Annotated in this window: 13 protein-coding genes; 7 read left to right on the top strand and 6 right to left on the bottom strand. The window is 49.3% G+C overall.

Annotated features, from left to right (window positions below; genetic code table 11):
* The first annotated feature begins 239 nt into the window (after positions 1–239).
* The 6 genes from D9T21_RS17465 to D9T21_RS17440 all read left to right on the top strand — a co-directional run bounded on the left by D9T21_RS17465 (position 240) and on the right by D9T21_RS17440 (position 8,154).
* Positions 240–3,671 carry a PAS domain-containing hybrid sensor histidine kinase/response regulator gene (locus D9T21_RS17465; RefSeq protein ID WP_123326435.1) on the top strand — a complete coding sequence of 1,144 codons (3,432 nt, stop codon included), beginning with the start codon at positions 240–242 and terminating at the stop codon, positions 3,669–3,671.
* A 185-nt stretch (positions 3,672–3,856) separates the two neighbouring features.
* Positions 3,857–4,762, top strand: coding sequence for a 30S ribosomal protein S6--L-glutamate ligase (gene rimK, locus D9T21_RS17460; protein WP_123326473.1), 906 nt, complete (start codon positions 3,857–3,859; stop codon positions 4,760–4,762).
* Entirely contained in the window at positions 4,762–5,793 is a 1,032-nt protein-coding gene (locus D9T21_RS17455; RefSeq protein ID WP_123326433.1) for a succinylglutamate desuccinylase/aspartoacylase family protein, read from the top strand. Before rimK ends, D9T21_RS17455 begins: the two co-directional genes overlap by 1 nt.
* A complete protein-coding gene (locus tag D9T21_RS17450) occupies positions 5,794–6,240 on the top strand; it encodes an ATP-dependent zinc protease family protein (RefSeq protein ID WP_123326431.1) in 447 nt (148 codons plus the stop codon).
* 136 nt (positions 6,241–6,376) lie between these two features.
* Entirely contained in the window at positions 6,377–7,243 is an 867-nt protein-coding gene (locus tag D9T21_RS17445) for a type 2 periplasmic-binding domain-containing protein (protein ID WP_164464744.1), read from the top strand.
* Positions 7,244–7,251: 8 nt separating this feature from the next.
* Positions 7,252–8,154, top strand: coding sequence for a type 2 periplasmic-binding domain-containing protein (locus tag D9T21_RS17440; RefSeq protein WP_123326426.1), 903 nt, complete (start codon positions 7,252–7,254; stop codon positions 8,152–8,154).
* 5 nt (positions 8,155–8,159) lie between these two features.
* Here D9T21_RS17440 and D9T21_RS17435 read toward each other — a convergent pair whose 3' ends face one another.
* Together D9T21_RS17435 and acs are read right to left on the bottom strand one after the other, a co-directional pair.
* Positions 8,160–8,813, bottom strand: a complete 654-nt coding sequence (locus D9T21_RS17435; protein ID WP_123326424.1) for a response regulator transcription factor — start codon at positions 8,811–8,813, stop codon at positions 8,160–8,162.
* An 11-nt stretch (positions 8,814–8,824) separates the two neighbouring features.
* The gene (acs, locus tag D9T21_RS17430; RefSeq protein ID WP_123326422.1) at positions 8,825–10,771 is read right to left on the bottom strand and encodes an acetate--CoA ligase; all 1,947 of its coding nucleotides are present in this window, start codon (positions 10,769–10,771) and stop codon (positions 8,825–8,827) included.
* Positions 10,772–11,031: 260 nt separating this feature from the next.
* Here acs and D9T21_RS17425 point away from each other — a divergent pair, with 260 nt between their 5' ends.
* Positions 11,032–12,195 carry a DcaP family trimeric outer membrane transporter gene (locus D9T21_RS17425; protein WP_123326420.1) on the top strand — a complete coding sequence of 388 codons (1,164 nt, stop codon included), beginning with the start codon at positions 11,032–11,034 and terminating at the stop codon, positions 12,193–12,195.
* Between the two features lie 84 nt (positions 12,196–12,279).
* Here the strand turns inward: D9T21_RS17425 and D9T21_RS17420 are convergent, their stop codons facing one another.
* The 4 genes from D9T21_RS17420 to D9T21_RS17400 all read right to left on the bottom strand — a co-directional run bounded on the left by D9T21_RS17420 (position 12,280) and on the right by D9T21_RS17400 (position 17,386).
* A complete protein-coding gene (locus D9T21_RS17420) occupies positions 12,280–13,446 on the bottom strand; it encodes a Na/Pi symporter (protein ID WP_123326418.1) in 1,167 nt (388 codons plus the stop codon).
* A 74-nt stretch (positions 13,447–13,520) separates the two neighbouring features.
* Entirely contained in the window at positions 13,521–14,573 is a 1,053-nt protein-coding gene (locus tag D9T21_RS17415) for an aldo/keto reductase (protein ID WP_123326416.1), read from the bottom strand.
* A gap of 20 nt (positions 14,574–14,593) precedes the next feature.
* On the bottom strand, positions 14,594–15,658 hold the full coding sequence (locus D9T21_RS17410) for a chemotaxis protein (RefSeq protein WP_123326414.1): 1,065 nt from the start codon (positions 15,656–15,658) through the stop codon (positions 14,594–14,596).
* Positions 15,659–16,174: 516 nt separating this feature from the next.
* Positions 16,175–17,386, bottom strand: coding sequence for an IS256 family transposase (locus tag D9T21_RS17400; RefSeq protein ID WP_123323316.1), 1,212 nt, complete (start codon positions 17,384–17,386; stop codon positions 16,175–16,177).
* Positions 17,387–17,459 lie beyond the last annotated feature (73 nt).

The following is a 17,459-nucleotide window of genomic DNA, read 5'->3' as shown; positions in this document are numbered from 1 at the left end:
ACAGGTTAATTCGATGTTCTATTTTTACATTTTCCTAACGGAGAGCTTCTCAGGCGACTTTAGCGCTTACCCTGGCAATCCCAAACCGCCAAAATCGCCTAAAAACCGCATAATTAGGAGCTTCGGATATACTCTAGACGGGCATGTCAATTCAAGAAATGAGACCATGGTCGTAGGTCAGGCCTTAGGGGGTTGGTTATAATGCAATCAGATTTGTTAAAAACCTGTTAGGACAAGGCATGACGTTCGGTTGGGTTTCGCTCGCACTCGTTTATTTATTTTTATTATTTTACATCGCCAGTTGGGGAGATAAGAATTCTCCCACTGCCAGATGGATAACCTCACACCCGGTGATCTACTCGCTGGCACTGGCCATTTATTGTACCGCCTGGACCTTTTTTGGTGCGGTGGGTCAGGCTACCCGGGACACCTGGATTTACCTGCCAATTCTGCTCGGGCCGGTACTGGTATACATTCTGGGCTACCGGTTTATCTATAAACTGACGCTGGTCAGTAAAAAACAACACATTAATACCATTGCCGACTTTATTGCTTCCCGCTACGGCAAACGCCAGGCGGTTGCTCTGCTGGTAACCATTATCGCTCTGATGGCTACCATTCCCTATATCGCCCTGCAGCTAAAAGCCATCGGCGCAACCTTTAAGCTGTTAACTAATCAGCCTAACAGCCAGTTTATTATTGTGCTGGCCACCGCCTTTATTGCTCTGTTTGCCATCTATTTTGGTACCAAACAAACCGACGTTACCGAATACCGTCGCGGTCTGATTCTGGCCATTTCCTTTGAGTCATCCATAAAACTTTTGGCGCTGGTTCTTGTTGCTATCGTCGGCTATCAGGCCTGGTATGAGCAGGAAACACGGCCGATCCTGGAAGACTTTCTAACAACAGAAGCATTATCTCAGTTCTCCTCCTTTACCTTTTTTGCCCAGGTGATCATGGCCGCCGCTGCGGTGATTTGTTTGCCCCGTCAGTTCCATGTAGCCATCGTCGATAACCTGAGCCTGAATCACCTTAAAACAGCGCGCTGGTTGTTTCCGCTGTATCTGGCGATTACCGCTGCTGTGATCCCGATTATAGCCATGGCCGGGCAATCAGTTTTTGCCGATAACCCCATTGAGCCGGATACCTACGTGTTATCACTGGCCATTTTTTCGGAGTCTTTTTTACTGCAGGTCATTGTGTTTGTTGGCGGATTGTCGGCCGCCACGGCGATGATCATCGTAGCCACACTAACACTCAGTACCATGCTGACTAACGATGTGGTGCTGCCGCGCTTACTGGCGGTCAAACAACATTCCGCCGCATATGGTGATTACGGTAAACGCATCAGGCTGATCCGCCGGGTAATTATTGGCATTATTCTGCTACTGGCCTTTTTATACCACCAGCAAATGACCGGCAGTCGCTCGCTGCATTCCATCGGTTTAATTGCCTTTTCACTGGTTATTCAGCTTATGCCTGCGGTAATTGGTGGCCTGTACTGGAAACGCGGCCACGCTCACGGTGTTTACGCAGGCCTTGTAGTGGGGCTGATTACCTGGGTGTTGTGGCTGGTGCTTCCCATCGTCAACAACTCCGCTACAGACTTTGAGCAAAGTGAGTTACTTAGCCAGGGCGCAATTATCAGCCTGATTGCCAACGCCATGGCCTATTGCCTGTTTTCCTGGTTTGCGCCGGCCCGATTAATCGACAGGATCCAGGCTGAAGCCTTTGTATCCCCGGCTGAAGTGCGTAATACGCCGCTCAAGAATCAGAGCGTTAACGTAACCATCGCCGACCTTATCACCCTGCTCTCCACGTTTATGGGCACCGGGCGCTGCAAGCAACTGGTTAATGAATATCAGCAGCTTCATCACACTACCATTGAAAGCTCTCAGGCGCCGGACGACGCCTTTATGGCCTTCTGCGAAAGAGCCCTCGGAGGGGTAATTGGTGCATCCAGTGCTAAAGCCCTGATCGACAGTGTCCTGCGTGGTAAGAAGCTCGACTTTACCGAAGTTATTAACTTCTTCGACGATACCACCCAGGCCATGCAGTTTAATATGACCGCCCTGCTGACATCGCTGGAGAATATGGATCAGGGTATCAGCGTCATTGATAAACACCTTAACCTGGTGGCCTGGAATAAACAGTACGCCACACTGTATACCTATCCGGAAGATTTTTTAGTGGTGGGCATGCCGATAGAAAAGCTCATTCGCTACAACGCCGAACGAGGCGAGTTTGGGGTTAACGATATTGAAGGCGAAATCGAGAAACGCCTGGAACATTTGCGTTCCGGTACGCCTCACCGGTTTACCCGTCAGCGTAGCGATGGCCGGGTTATTGAAATGGTGGGTAACCCGCTCCCGGGTGGTGGCTTCGTAACCAGCTTTAATGATATTACCGGGCACGTGGAAATCCAGCAGGCGCTGGAAGAGTCCAATATCGACCTTGAGCTGCGAATTAAAAAGCGCACGGAAGAAGTACACTCGATTAACGCTGAGTTACGCCTTGAGATCGAGCGCCGGCGTGGCGTTGAAAAAGAGCTAATACGCGCCCGTAAACAGGCCGAAGATGCCAATGCCAGTAAAACCCGCTTTCTGGCGCTGGCCAGTCATGATGTATTGCAGCCGCTGAACGCCGCCAAGCTTTACGTTTCTGCCTTGCAGGAAGCCAGACTACCGGACGCGGTGAATAACATCGTCAACAAACTCAATCACTCGGTAACCTCCAGTGAGGCGCTGATTGCCACTCTGCTGGATATCTCCCGCCTGGACCAGGGCGAACTCAAGCCCAACCCTGAGCCGGTAAACATAAAGGATTTATGCGATCCCATCGTGGATGAATTATCCATGCGCGCCCGGGATAAAGGCCTCACCCTGCGCACCCGTTTACTGGACTGTTGGGTATATGCCGATAAAACGTTCTTGTATCGGATTATTCAGAACCTGCTGTCTAATGCTGTGAAATACACCAACTCGGGTAAGGTGCTGTTTTCTACCCGCAAGCGAGCAGGGAAACTACTTATAGAGATCCGCGATACTGGCATTGGTATTTCCAAAGAGCAACAGGCTTTAATCTTTAGCGACTTCTACCGCACCAATGAAAGCTCCGAGCACGGGATCGGGCTGGGCTTAGGCGTGGTAAGGCGCTTAAGCCAACAGATGCAATGTAAGGTAAAGGTGGAATCTGAAGTGGGTCGGGGCAGTTGCTTCTCGCTAAGCTTCCCCATGACCCAACCTCTGGTCTCAAAGAGTACCTCACTGGCCAACCCCACTGCTTCGTTCCGCGGATTACGGGTACTGTGCGTGGACGATCAGCAGGAAAATCTCGACGCACTGCAAACCCTGTTAGAGAAATGGGGTGTCAGTACGGTGCTTGCAGATAACTGGGACGACGCTATCACTCAGGCCGATATTTTTTCTCCGCAAATTTTGCTGATGGATTACCAGCTCGGCAACGACCAGAATGGTCTGGATTTAATTGACGCTATTCGCCAGCATCTCGATATTGTGCTGCCAGCCTCACTGGTTACCGCCACTCACGATGAGGACGTGGTGACCCGTTGTAAGGAGCAAGGGGTGAATTATCTGAGCAAACCCATTAAACCCGCCAAGCTGCGCGCGTTGCTGAAAAGTATGACCCGGTATATTAAATCTGCCCACTGATTGTGGGCAGCATCTCCCGTGACAATGGCCCTTTTTTAGGCGTATGCTATAACCAATACGGTAGACGGTGAGTCTTGTTATTACTCAAGATTTATCACCGTCACGACAAATTTTATTTACTTTACATTACCCACACACAAGGCAAAGTATGCCGTTTTTTGCCGCAACCAAAATTAGGCTACATCATGCGAATTGCAATATTATCCCGAAATCCCCGTCTTTACTCTACCCGTCGCCTGAAAGAGGCTGCAGAGCAGCGCGGACACACCGTGGATATCATAGACACCATGCACTGCTACATGGACATTACCAGCAGCGATCCGTCGGTTCGCTATAAAGGTGAAAGACTACCTGACTATGATGCAGTCATCCCGCGCATTGGGGCATCGGTGACCTTTTATGGCACCTCGGTGGTACGACAGTTTGAGATGATGGGCACATACAGCATCAACGAATCAGTGGCCATCAGCCGTTCGCGGGACAAACTGCGTTCCTTGCAGCTCTTATCCCGTAAAGGGATTGGCATGCCCCGTACCGGTTTCGCCCATCACCCGGATAAAGTAGACGACGTGATTAAAAACGTTGGTGGCGCGCCGGTGGTGATCAAGTTACTGGAAGGTACCCAGGGTATCGGCGTAGTGCTGGCCGAGTCACAAAAAACCGCGGAAGCCATGATTGAAGCCTTTATGGGTCTGAATGCCAGCATTCTGGTTCAGGAATACATTAAAGAAGCTGGTGGCGCAGACATCCGCTGCTTTGTCGTAGGTGGCAAGGTGATCGCTGCCATGAAACGCCAGGCTGCGCCGGGCGAGTTTCGCTCCAACCTGCATCGTGGCGGTTCAGCCAGTCTGGTGCGCTTGTCGCCGGATGAACGTAAAACCGCCATTAACGCAGCGAAAACCATGGGCTTAAACTGTTGTGGTGTAGATATTTTACGTTCTTCACGGGGGCCGGTGGTGATGGAAGTAAACTCCTCGCCTGGTCTGGAGGGGATCGAAAAAGCAACCAGTAAAGATGTGGCCAGTATGATTATTCAGTTCATCGAAACCTCTGCAAAACCACACAAAACTAAAACCAAAGGAAAAGGCTGATGGCCACCAAAGGGCTTGTGATTGGCGGTGAAACCATACTGCCGGGTGAAACGAAGAAAATCGCGCTGGATATGCCGCCTCTTTATACTGCTACCAGTATGAGTATTCCGGTTTATGTGAAGCGTGGTAAACGTCCAGGCCCTACGTTATTCGTAAGTGCGGCGATCCACGGTGATGAGCTCAATGGCATTGAAATCATTGCCCGCCTCATTAAATCCCGGGCTATCGACAGGTTAAAAGGCACTCTAATAGCCGTGCCAACCGTGAATGTTTATGGCGTGCTTAACCAGTCTCGCTATTTACCCGACCGACGCGACCTTAATCGTAGCTTCCCTGGGAGCCGGAAAGGCAGTCTGGCCGGACGTCTGGCCCATTTGTTTTTTAACGAGGTAGTCAGTAAGTGCGACGTTGGCATCGATCTGCATACCGGTGCGATTCACCGCAGTAACTTACCGCAGATCCGCGCCGACCTCGACGACGAGGAAGTCCTCGCTATGGCGCAGGCCTTTGGGGTACCCGTGCTGCTAAACGCCGATATTCGTGATGGTTCTTTACGTGCTACGGCCAGTGAAGCCGGAATCAAAATTCTGTTGTACGAAGCCGGTCAGGCCTTACGTTACGACGAGTTTTCCATTCGGGCTGGCGTAAAAGGCATTATCAATACCATGCGTCATCTGGGTATGCTCAATAAAAGCCGCGCAAAAGGTGTGCCGATTAAACCTTACATCGCCCGCTCCAGTGGCTGGGTGCGCGCGCCGGAAAGTGGCTTTATTAACCACCTGGCGCAGTTGGGAGACCATGTGGAAAAAGGCGATAAGCTGGCTACCATTGCGGACTCTTACGGGCAGTTTCTGGGCACTCTCATCAGTCCGGCAGAGGGTGTAGTGATTGGTAAACAAAATATTCCGTTAACCCAGGAAGGTGAGGCGATTTATCACATTGCCTATTTTAAAACTCCGGATACCGTGGCAGAACAGGTGGAAATGCTGCAGGACAATCTGGTACCTAATGACACTACGGTGGCCTTGTAAATGAGCAAATCCAGTAAAACCAAACAAATGATTGGCGCCCTTGAGTATGGCAGCATGCCAGAACTGGGGATTAATAACTTAGTCATGCGGGTAGATACCGGTGCCGCAACGTCTTCACTGCATGTAGACAATATCGAAGAATTCGAGCGCGACAACGAACGCTGGATCCGCTTTGATATTCACCCGGATATTCACGACGTTGCCCGCACGGTACGTTGCGAAAGTAAGGTGCTCAGCCAGAAAAAAATTAAGAGCTCCACGGCAGACAGGCAGCGCCGCTATGTCATCAACACGCGCCTGCAGATGGGTACCCGGTCATGGAAAATTAAGCTCACGCTAACCGACCGTTCTGAAATGACCTATCTGATGTTATTAGGCAGACAAGCCATGGTAGGCAAGTTTTATGTTGACCCAGAATACGAGTTTATCCTGCCAGCCCGACCATAGCCATTCCAACCTGAGTCATCCGGAAGCACCCGCTTCCGGATTTTACTTAACTTCAGCAATTTTCGCCCGACGGTTGTGCAGGAAGCAAACCCATCACCTATACTTGCAAGGTGATGATAAAGGAAGTGTGCTGAGCATGAATAAACTGGCCCTGATAGCCGTTGTTGTACTTGGAATTTATTCTGCAAAGAGTAATGCCAAGGAGGTCATAAGGCTACCCACCTTCACCACTGAACATCCGATTATTGAATACCTTCATTTACAATTGGAACAGGCCATAAGGGCCACCGAGCAGGATTACGGTGAAACCGAAGTGGTCAGGCTCAAAATCCCGGTTGAGGAAAAACGTCAGTTACGTAATCTTAACCAGAGCATCACGGACATCGCCTGGGCCACCTGTTCGCTGAAGCGCAACGAAGACTATCAACCAGTATTAGTGCCGCAAATAGCCGGGTTGTTTGGTCTGCGGGTGAGTCTGATACGCGAAGATGACACGCGCTTTGCTAACATCAATTCTGTCGACGCTCTGAAAGGACTCGTAGCAGTACAGTCTTCCAAATGGCATGATTACGATATTCTGGTAAATAACGGCTTTACCGTGCTTTCCTCCGATCGATTTTCCGCTTACCGCGCGGTCGAGAAAGGGCTGGCCGATTACTACCCCAGAGGCATTGCAGAGGTATTGGGCGAAATGCAAACGGCGCAAACAAAGGGATTGGTAATCGCCCCTGATCACGCTTTACGCTATCCCCTGTTGTTTTTAGTGTACGTTAAAAAAGGCAATACGGCGCTGGCCCAAAGGCTCACCACCGGTTTTGAACGCTCAATTCAGGATGGGAGTTTTCTGGCGCTGATGGAAAGCCAGCAGTGGTATCAGCAAGCCATTTCTATTATGCGGGGCAGAACGATTTTTGATCTGGAAAATAGCGGTTCACTGGGAGGGTGTTTGCAGGCCGAGAAACTATACCAGACACTGTTACAGGCCCCCTATGGCAATAATTAGTTCGTAAAATGAAAAGACTACCAGGGACAAGGTTAATTATCGGCTGCCTACTCGCCAGTTGGTTGATGGTGGCTGCATCTTCATGCCTGGCCCAGCCAGGCGCATTCGACGACGTTACCGAAGTCAATATTCCTAATTTTCAGCAAGGCACCGATGAGTTTTACTTTTACATAAAAACGCTGCTTAGCCTGGCATTAGCACAAACCGATAATCAGTTCGGACCGGTGATTCTGGTGCCCGACTCTGAGGTGGCAAGCCAGCAAGAACAGTTTAATCAGTTAACACAGGGCACCACAGACATAAACTGGTCGATTACCACTATCAAGCGGGAGCAACAGCATATTGCCGTACGGGTACCATTAACCGCAGGCCTGTTTGGTTACCGGGTGATACTGGTAAGAGCTTCTGATGAACGCTTCGACGAGCAGCTGGGCGTTGCCGAGCTTAAAGCACTCACCGCCGTGCAAGGTACAGGCTGGCCGGATACCAGCGTGCTGACTTTTAACGGTTTTAATCTCATAACCGACAGCTACAGCGGCGCTTTTGAAAGCCTGAGCAACGGCCGGGCAGACTATTTTCCCAGGGCCGCTAATGAGGTTTTTACCGAGCTGGCATCCCGTTCAACAAAGGATCTTATCATCGCCAAGCACATTACCCTGCATTACGATAATCCGATGTTTTTCTTTGTGACAAAGAGTAAACCCGAGCTCGCCCGACGGTTAGAAAAAGGGTTAGCAATACTCACCGCCAATGGCGACTTGTCCCGTCTGCTTACCTCCCAGCATTTCTATATCAGAGCACGTAACCTGCTCGCAGGCAGAGAGCTTATCAGACTACAGAACCCACTATTATCCGATGCCACCAAAGCAGCGACAGCAAGCTTCGACAGCCCGCTTGAGCACTTATTTTAAAACGATTATTTGCCCGGTGTGGCCGGCGGTTCCAGTTCCAGCTGTGAAGCAATCAAAACCGCCTGAGTGCGGTTGTTGATACCCAGCTTCTTAAAGATTGCCGTAACGTGAGCTTTAACTGTGGCTTCTGCGATATCGAGGTTATAGCCAATTTGCTTATTGAGCAGGCCATCGCGCATGTAACACAGCACTTTATACTGAGAAGGTGTAAGGCTTGACACTTTATCCGCCAGTTCAGAGAACTCTTCGTCGACGTCTTCGATTTTTTCGCTGATTGACTCGGGCAGCCAGATGTCACCGTCCAGAATCACTTCCACCGCTTTGGCGATATTATCGGCACTGGTGGTTTTAGGAATAAAACCAAGCGCGCCCACGCCCACAATTTTGGAAATGATAGTAGCATCTTCGGTGCCGGAGACTACTGCAACGGGTAAATCGGGATAGAGTTTGCGGATATGCAATAAGCCGAACAAATCGTTACTGCCCGGCATATGCAGATCAAGTAACAACAGGTCGACATCCTCTTTTTCGAGCATGTCGACCGTGGTGGTGAGGTCACCAGCTTCTAAAATCGTTAGATCTGGCAACGACAATGACAACGCCCCCTTTAGCGCATCGCGGTATAAAGGGTGATCATCAGCAATCAGCAGCGTTATCATTGTGACTCCGTTTACTTGTTAAGGCGCTCCTCTATGAGTGTATCAACAACCGACGGATCCGCCAACGTTGACGTGTCGCCTAATTGCTCATGCTCATTGGCTGCAATCTTACGCAGGATACGACGCATAATCTTACCTGAACGAGTTTTCGGCAGACCGCGTGACCATTGGATCATATCCGGTGTTGCGATTGGGCTCAGTTCAGTACGTACCCAGGCACGGATTTCCTTAGTCAGATCGTCGTCCGGCTCAACACCTTCATTAGGCGTGATGTACACATAGATGCCCTGACCTTTGATATCGTGCGGATACCCCACTACAGCGGCTTCTGCCACTTTAGGGTGAGCAACCAGTGCACTCTCGATTTCAGCAGTACCTAAACGGTGACCAGATACGTTGAGTACGTCATCTACGCGGCCAGTAATCCAGTAGTAACCATCTTCATCACGACGGGCACCGTCGCCAGTAAAGTAAACGCCTTTATAGGCACTGAAGTAGGTATTAATGAAACGCTCGTGGTCGCCATAAACGGTACGAGCCTGGCTTGGCCAGCTTTCTTTAATCACCAGGTTACCTTCGTTAGCACCTTCCAGTTCTTTACCTTCTGCATCAAACAGTGCCGGCTGAATACCGAACATCGGACGTGAAGCAGACCCCGGCTTGAGCGGTGTGGCACCAGGCAAAGGAGTGATCATCATGCCGCCGGTCTCGGTTTGCCACCAGGTATCCATAATCGGACAACGGCTTTCACCGATAACACGGTAGTACCATTCCCAGGCTTCCGGGTTGATTGGCTCACCTACCGAACCTAACAGACGCAGAGAAGACAGATCGCAGCCTTCCACCGGCGCATCACCGTGGGCCATTAGCGCACGGATAGCAGTAGGTGCAGTATACAGAGAGTTTACTTTGTACTTTTCAACAACCTGAGCAATACGACGTACATCCGGGTAAGTAGGTACACCTTCAAAGAATACCTGCGTAGCACCGTTAATCAGCGGGCCGTAAGTCATGTAACTGTGACCGGTGATCCAACCCACATCGGCGGTACACCAGTAAATATCATCTTCGCGATAATCGAAGGCATATTTAAAGGTCATTGCGGTATATAACAGGTAACCGCCGGTAGTGTGAACCACACCTTTAGGGGTACCGGTAGAGCCGGAGGTGTACAGAATAAACAGCGGATCTTCCGCGTTCATCACTTCTGGTTCGCACTGCGCAGAGCAGTCTTCTACCAGCGCGTCCCACCACACATCAACACTGTCATCAAAGGCAACATCGCCGCCTGTTAACTTATGCACAATAACGTTGGTGATAGAAGGACAGGCATCATTGGCCAGCGCGCGGTCAACGTTTGCTTTAAGCGGCACACTACGACCAGCACGACGGCCTTCGTCACAGGTAATCACTACCTTGGCGCTGCTGTCGTTAATACGGTCGGCAATCGCGTTTGGCGAGAAACCACCAAAGATTACTGAGTGCACGGCACCAATACGTGCACACGCAAGCATGGCGTAAGCCGCCTGGGGCACCATCGGCATGTAAATAGCTACGCGGTCGCCTTTTTCGACGCCCAGTTTTTTCAGGCCATTGGCCAGCTTACAGACTTCATAATGGAGCTGTTGGAAACTAATTTCATCACTGTCTTCAGGCGAGTCACCTTCCCAGAAAATGGCAGTTTTCTTTGCGTTTTCAGCCAGGTGGCGATCGATACAGTTATAACTGGCATTGATCTCGCCATCTTCGAACCACTTAATTGAGACGTCATCGGCGCCGAAGTGAGTATTTTTTACTTTTGTAGGCTTGGTATACCAATCCAGCGTGCTGGCATGTTCGCCCCAGAACCCTTCAGGATCTTCGACCGACTTCTTGTACATCTCGAAGTATTGCTCTTCAGTCAGGTGCGTAGATGCTTTGATGTCCTCTGGAACCGGGTATATCTTGCTGGCAGTCATTTGATGTGCCTCCAATTTTTTAATAAAAAGCAGTGATATTGTTGATAGATCAATGTAGCCGTTCCTGACCAAAGAAAAATGCGACTTTGGTCTTACCGAGTGCGAAAATTCTATTTACTTACCATGTGTTACGACTTTCGTCTTATAGACCATCCGCTTATTTGCAATTGGTCTAAACTCATCCAAATTATTATTCGTTAACTGTATTTTTACACTTTTTTTACCAATCATCCAATTCCTGGACAAATGGGACGAGAAACATGAAAACCACTATGAAAACAATTACCCGCGCAGTATCACTGGCTGTAGCTGGCTTTGCAATGGCATCTGCCAACGCCGCTACCATCGGCTCAACAGACGTCAAATACACCGGCTATATCAAAGTAGATGGCATCTACAGTGACTACTCTAATGGTGAAGGCCACCCGCTTAACCGGGATTTTTACGTGCCTTCCACTATTGCAGTTGGCGCGTCAGACGATGACATTGGCGGCCGCTTCGACGGTCATGCCAGACAATCACGTTTTCGCTTAACTACCAATACGCCGGTAGATGGCGGTGACAGCATCACAGGTGTGCTGGAATTTGATTTCATGGTAACCAAAGGCGACTACGATAACGAGCGGATCTCCAACTCTTATCTGCCTCGTATGCGCCACGCCTTCTTAAAATATAAAAACTGGTTAGTTGGTCAAACCTGGACCACCTTTATGGACGTGGGTGCATTACCGGAGTCTCTGGACTTTATCGGCACCACCGATGGGATTACCTTCGGTCGTCAGGTAATGGTGCGTTATTCACAGAACGGCTTTGATTTTGCGCTGGAAAATCCAGAAACCACCGTGGTGGGTGTTGGCGCAACAGATGACAACTCAGTTCCAGACGTAATTGGTGCCTACACGCACAAAGCAGACTGGGGTCACGTAAAAGTAGCAGGTATCTTACGCCAGTTATCTTATGAAGTTGGCGGCATTGATGCCTCAGACACCGGCATGGGTGTGTCGATTACATCAAAAGTGAAGTTAAGCGATACCGACGATCTGCGCTTTACTTTCTTCACTGGTAGTGGTCTGGGCCGTTATGCTGCACTGAACGCCGCGCAAGGTGCTGTGTACAACGAAGAAACTGGCAGTCTGGATGCCATCGACTCAACGGGTTACGGTGTGGCTTACCGCCATATGTGGACCGACAAAGCCCGTTCCAGCATCATGTTTTCGGCCTTCGACGCTGACGCTGAGCAAATCACTGAGGTCACCATGGGCGATTACACTGACAAAACCTACAGTGCCCGCGTTAACTACATTTACTCGATGAGCAAAACGGTTACGGTGGGTGCAGAGTATGCTTATGCAAAACGTGAAACTGATGCCGGTCTTGAAGGTGATATGAGCCGCGTGCAATTTTCTGCGAAGTACGCTTTTTAAGACTACACTTAGAAAAGGCAGCGTCTGCGCGCTGCCCGTTGTGTTCGGTTGTTCCCAAGTTGGCCACATTGATTGTGGCCTTTTTTATGCCAGCTTAAATCCCGATAACAGTAAAAAGCCGAAAGGCATTGCAAAAAAGACACTCAGAATATACACCAGACCCAGTACCTTTTGTTTGGCCACCCTGTCAGCCAGCAAACCAGACAACAGCGGCGGGATTTCCCGTAACCATGGCAACCCAAAAATCAACAAAACCGCCAGCAAGTTATAGACAAAATGCACCAGCGCGATTTGCAGCGCAGGCTCTGCCATAAGGCCACTGACCCCAAGCGCAGCAATAATTGCAGTAATGCAGGTGCCAATATTAGCCCCCAGCGTAAATGGATAGATATCTCTGGCCGTGAGTACGCCACTGCCGACCAACGGCACCATCAGCGACGTGGTGGTTGACGAGGACTGCACCAGCACGGTTACCGCCGTGCCGGAGGCAATACCGGAAACCGGCCCTCTGCCAATACTGCTGTACAGCATGGTTTTGGCCCGACCGACCATCAACGCTTTCATGATTTTACCAAGATAAGTAATGGAAACGATGATCAGTAGTACCCCTGCCACAATCATCAGCGCACCGGCAAAGCCGGAGGATAAGCCCGACAGCATCGACTCCAGTTGCTGGCTTACCGGCGAGGTAACCGCTTTTATGGGGTTAAATCCCCCCACCTCCAGCACCTCATCGCTGTGCATCCAGCTCACCAGCATGCCACTGATTTTCTCCAGCAGATTAAACATAATCTCCAGCGGTAGGAAGATAACCACCGCCATCAGATTAAAAATGTCGTGAATCGTAGCGGCCTGGAAGGCTTTACGGTATTCATCGGCATTTTTGATATGGCCCATACTGACGATGGTATTGGTAATACTGGTGCCAACATTAGCGCCCATCATCATTGGCACCGCCAGTGTTATGGGTAACCCGCCGGCAACCATTGCCACTATTATCGAGGTTACCGTACTGGACGACTGGATCAGGGCCGTAGCAAGAATGCCAATGATTAAACCTGTAACCGGGTTTTCGGCAAACTGAAAAAGCGACTCTGCATGGCCGGCCGTCATGGCCTGAAAGCCATTGCCAATTACCGAGACGGCAACCAGCATCAGGTATATAAGCCCCAGCAAGACCACCCACTGATGGCGGTTTGGTTGAGGTGCAGCGCCCGCCTGGCTGCCTAATGGAATTGATGTTGTCGACATAAACTGAAGGTGGAAAGTTAATCAACCTCCAGTCTATGGACGTAACATGACAAATCTATGAAGGGGTAAACGCCCTAGAAAGGCATAGGATAGCGCTTGATCACCTGGTTGATTTGTCTTTTGGTGTCTTCTGACAGGTCTATTTCAAAGGCTTCAATATTCTCTTTCAGCTGTGCCACACTGGTTGCGCCAATGATGGTAGATGTCACGCCGGGAACCTGCTTACACCAGGCCAGCGCCAGTTGGGCGGGTGTAATTTTAGCGCGCTCAGCGATTTCCAGATAACGCGCCGTTGCCTCGTGCGCCTCGGTGGTATTGCGGAATAACCCCTGACGCTGCACAAAGGTCCAGCGACTACCTTTAGGGCGTTCATCATTCTGGTATTTACCGGTCAGTAATCCGGTTGCCAGCGGCGACCAGGGCAGATAAGCAATGTTTTCAAACACGCAGGTCTCAATCAGATAAGGCCAGTCTTTCAGATGTAACAGGCTGAATTCATTCTGGATGGAAACCGGCTTGGGCACCCCCATTTCCTGACACAGGGTTAAAAACGTATGAATCCCCCAGGGCGTATCGTCAGAAAGCCCCCAGTGACGAATTTTACCGGCATCAATAGCCTCACCAATGCCTTTTACGATGTCGCGCATGCCTTCGCGCTCGCGTTCAACATCGGTATCCTGAGGATTGGTGCGCCAGGGCCAGTGTTTAGCAAAATGTGGTGAGGTACGGTTTGGCCAGTGCAACTGATACACATCCACGTAATCGGTTTGTAACCGTTTCAGAGAGTCATCCAGAGCCATAGCAATGGTGTTACTGCTGATAGGACTGGCATCACGAATATAAGCCAGACCACTGCCGGCAATCTTGGTCATCAACACCAGCTTTTCACGCTTATCCTGATTAGCTGCCAGCCAGTTTCCAATAAAGCGCTCGGTATCAGCGTAGGTCGCTTCGTTTGGCGGAATAGGGTACATTTCGGCGGTATCGATAAAGTTAATACCGTAATCGACCGCGTAGTCCAGCTGGTCGTTCGCATCCTGCTGGGTATTCTGAATACCGAAGGTCATGGTACCCAGGCAAATTTCCGATACCTGTAAATCACTGCTACCTAGTTGATTAAATTGCATTGCTGCCCTCTTATAAAATGTTATGGTGCAACCTCCGCGGGCTTGGGGTCACTCGCTTCTAACTTAGCCAGTCGCCGCTCAATTTGCCGGCGGCTTTCAACCATTTCATTGGCCAGTGCGGCCAGCGAGCGAAATTCCGAAAATCCCAGTTGCTTTGGGTCTATACGTTGATATTGCCGTTTACAGCGGTAAAAAAACAGTACGAAGTTAGCAAAAGACCGGTGAAAGGTGGCAAAACTTTTGACCAGTAACAAGATTAGTGCGACTGACGTCAGTACAGCAATCACAGTACTGAACACAGTAGCCTGTTCTTTGTGCGATACCAACACTGGCTGCAAGGCGTTATCCAGCGTTTTAAGATCCTCTTCAACCCGGTGGGCCTGCTGGCGAAACTGACCGCGCAGGCCCTGCTGTTCGGTAAGGCCGATTTGTTGCTTAACCTGAGCCAGACGATTTACCTGCTGGCGAAAATCAACCAACAGGCTTTCGACTTCAACGGGTAGCGACTGATTACCAAGGATGAGTGACAGCGTTTGTCTGAGTGCTTCCAGGGTCTTCGGGTCGGCGATAAGTTGATAATCAGCGGCCAGATAAGTAGCCCGACCGAGCAAGCTTACCAAAGCTGGCGTGAGCCCTTCAGCCCGGGTATTTAACGCCGTGGAAAGCTGGCGAAGTTCGCCATTGATGCCAGTGTCTGCTGTGAGTCCGTACACTTCCATCAACTGCGTCAACTTATAAAAATCACGCGCGTAAAGTTCGCTGTTTACCGCGATATCGCTAACCAGGCTAGCGGGTAATTCATATTGGCCAATGACTTGGTCGAGGCTGTTAACAGTAGCGATAAAACGTTGGTATTGCTCACGAAACTGCTCGAGGTAGCGACGGTCATGGCGCAGTAAAAAATCTTTTTCGTGACGCCTTAACTGCAGTAAATCGGTTTGCATTTGCTGTAGCGCTACATTCTGTTCGTTGAGCGCACTTAACTTCTGTCCAAAATAATGCTGGTTAATTGTCATTAACCCCATGCCCAGCACACATAAAGTTGTCATCAGGAGTAACCGGGACTTAATTGAATCCCATTTCATCGCTTCACCTCGCTGGCAAATAAAGCCCGACGCTACGATAACTTTGTGACGTTTACATGAAGAATTACTTAGAGAATTGCGCCTATCATAAAATCACCTTAACTAACGTAGGGCAACTGAAAAGGATAACGATGAAAAGACTCCGGAACGCAGTGCGTTTCAGGCTATTTGAATATGACTTTAATACGTAAACAATCTATGAGTAATTCATCTAATATAAAGATTGATGTTTTGACTCTTCTTTACGCAAAAAGATATTTATAAACGATAGTATTATAAAAAATGGAATCAGAGTCGGATCTGTAGTGAATTCAAACAAGTCATCAAGAATAAAGTTATTAATATTAATGTAAACAATATAGATACCGAAGCTTTGGAAAGTATGTATAAAAACTTTTTTCAACATTGTTCTTATCCCTAAACCTAAACTAATAACAGGAGGTTCTAGGACCTCCTGTTAAATTTATATTTACAGTAGTGGATCGGAGCCTGTAACAGATTCTGTGTAACTGCCATTTAGTTAATGTGTCTTTCGAGGCGTTCCTCGAACTCGATAATAAAACGACTCATAGCCTGACGCCAGTTTTGAATGGGCATTGTCCATTTTTTGCTGGCATCTTGAATCGCTAAGTAAACCATCTTTCTTGCTGCATCGTCACTGGGGAAGATTTTCCGCTTTTTGATAGCCTTTCTGATGACACTGTTGAGCGACTCAATGGCGTTGGTGGTGTAAATCGCTTTACGGATATCTTCAGGGTAACTGAACAACGTATTAAGGTTCTGCCAGTGGTTACGCCATGATTTAGAGATTTGTGGGTACTGGCCATCCCAGATTTCACTGAAGCGTTCCAGTTCGAGCAAGGCTTCGTCTTCAGTCGCTGAGCGGTAAACCCGCTTTAAATCCGTCGTGACGGCCTTGTAGTCTTTCCATGATACGTATTTGAGTGAGTTGCGCACCATGTGCACGATACATAGCTGGATGTGTGTCTGAGGGAAAACGGTGTTGATAGCATCAGGGAAGCCTTTCAGGCCATCCACACAGGCGATAAGAATATCTTCGACGCCACGCTGCTGAAGCTCAGTCAGCACACTCAACCAGAACTTAGCGCCTTCATTCTCAGCAATCCACATCCCCATCAGTTCTTTGTGACCTTCGGTGTTGATACCCAGAGCCAGGAAGATAGATTTATTGATGACCCGTTTATCCTGACGAATCTTCACTACGATGCAGTCCAGGTAAACAATCGGGTAGACGGCATCTAAAGGGCGAGATTGCCATTCAATCACCTGCTCAATAACGGCATTGGTGACACGAGAAACGAGCGTGGGCGATATCTCTGCGCCATACCATTCCTCAAAGGCATTGACGATGTCACGGGTGCTCATGCCCTGTGAATACAGCCAGAGGATTTTATCGTCCATGGAGGTGAAACGGGTTTGGTGCTTTTTGACAAGTTTGGGTTCAAAGGAGCCTTCACGGTCGCGAGGCGTATCGAGTTTAAACTCGCCGTCTTCGGTTTTGACCCGTTTACTGCTCTTGCCGTTACGGGTATTGGTAGACGTGGACTGTTGGTGTTTCTCGTAGCCAAGATGCTCATCCATCTCCGCGTTCAATGCCGCTTCAACAGTAATTTTCTTCAGCATCTGGCTAAACTCGTTCAAGTCCTCAGGTGTTTTAATCCCTTTGGCTGCTTCCCTTGCGAAAGCTTCAAGCTCTTTCTTATTCATGTTCATCTGCCTATCCTTAACTCTTAATAGAGTATGTTGAGATAGGCAGTTACACAAAATTAGTTACAGTCTC

This window comes from Marisediminitalea oceani (assembly GCF_003731635.1).
Taxonomy (GTDB): domain Bacteria; phylum Pseudomonadota; class Gammaproteobacteria; order Enterobacterales; family Alteromonadaceae; genus Alteromonas; species Alteromonas oceani.
This window is presented reverse-complemented; position numbering and strand designations above follow the sequence as displayed.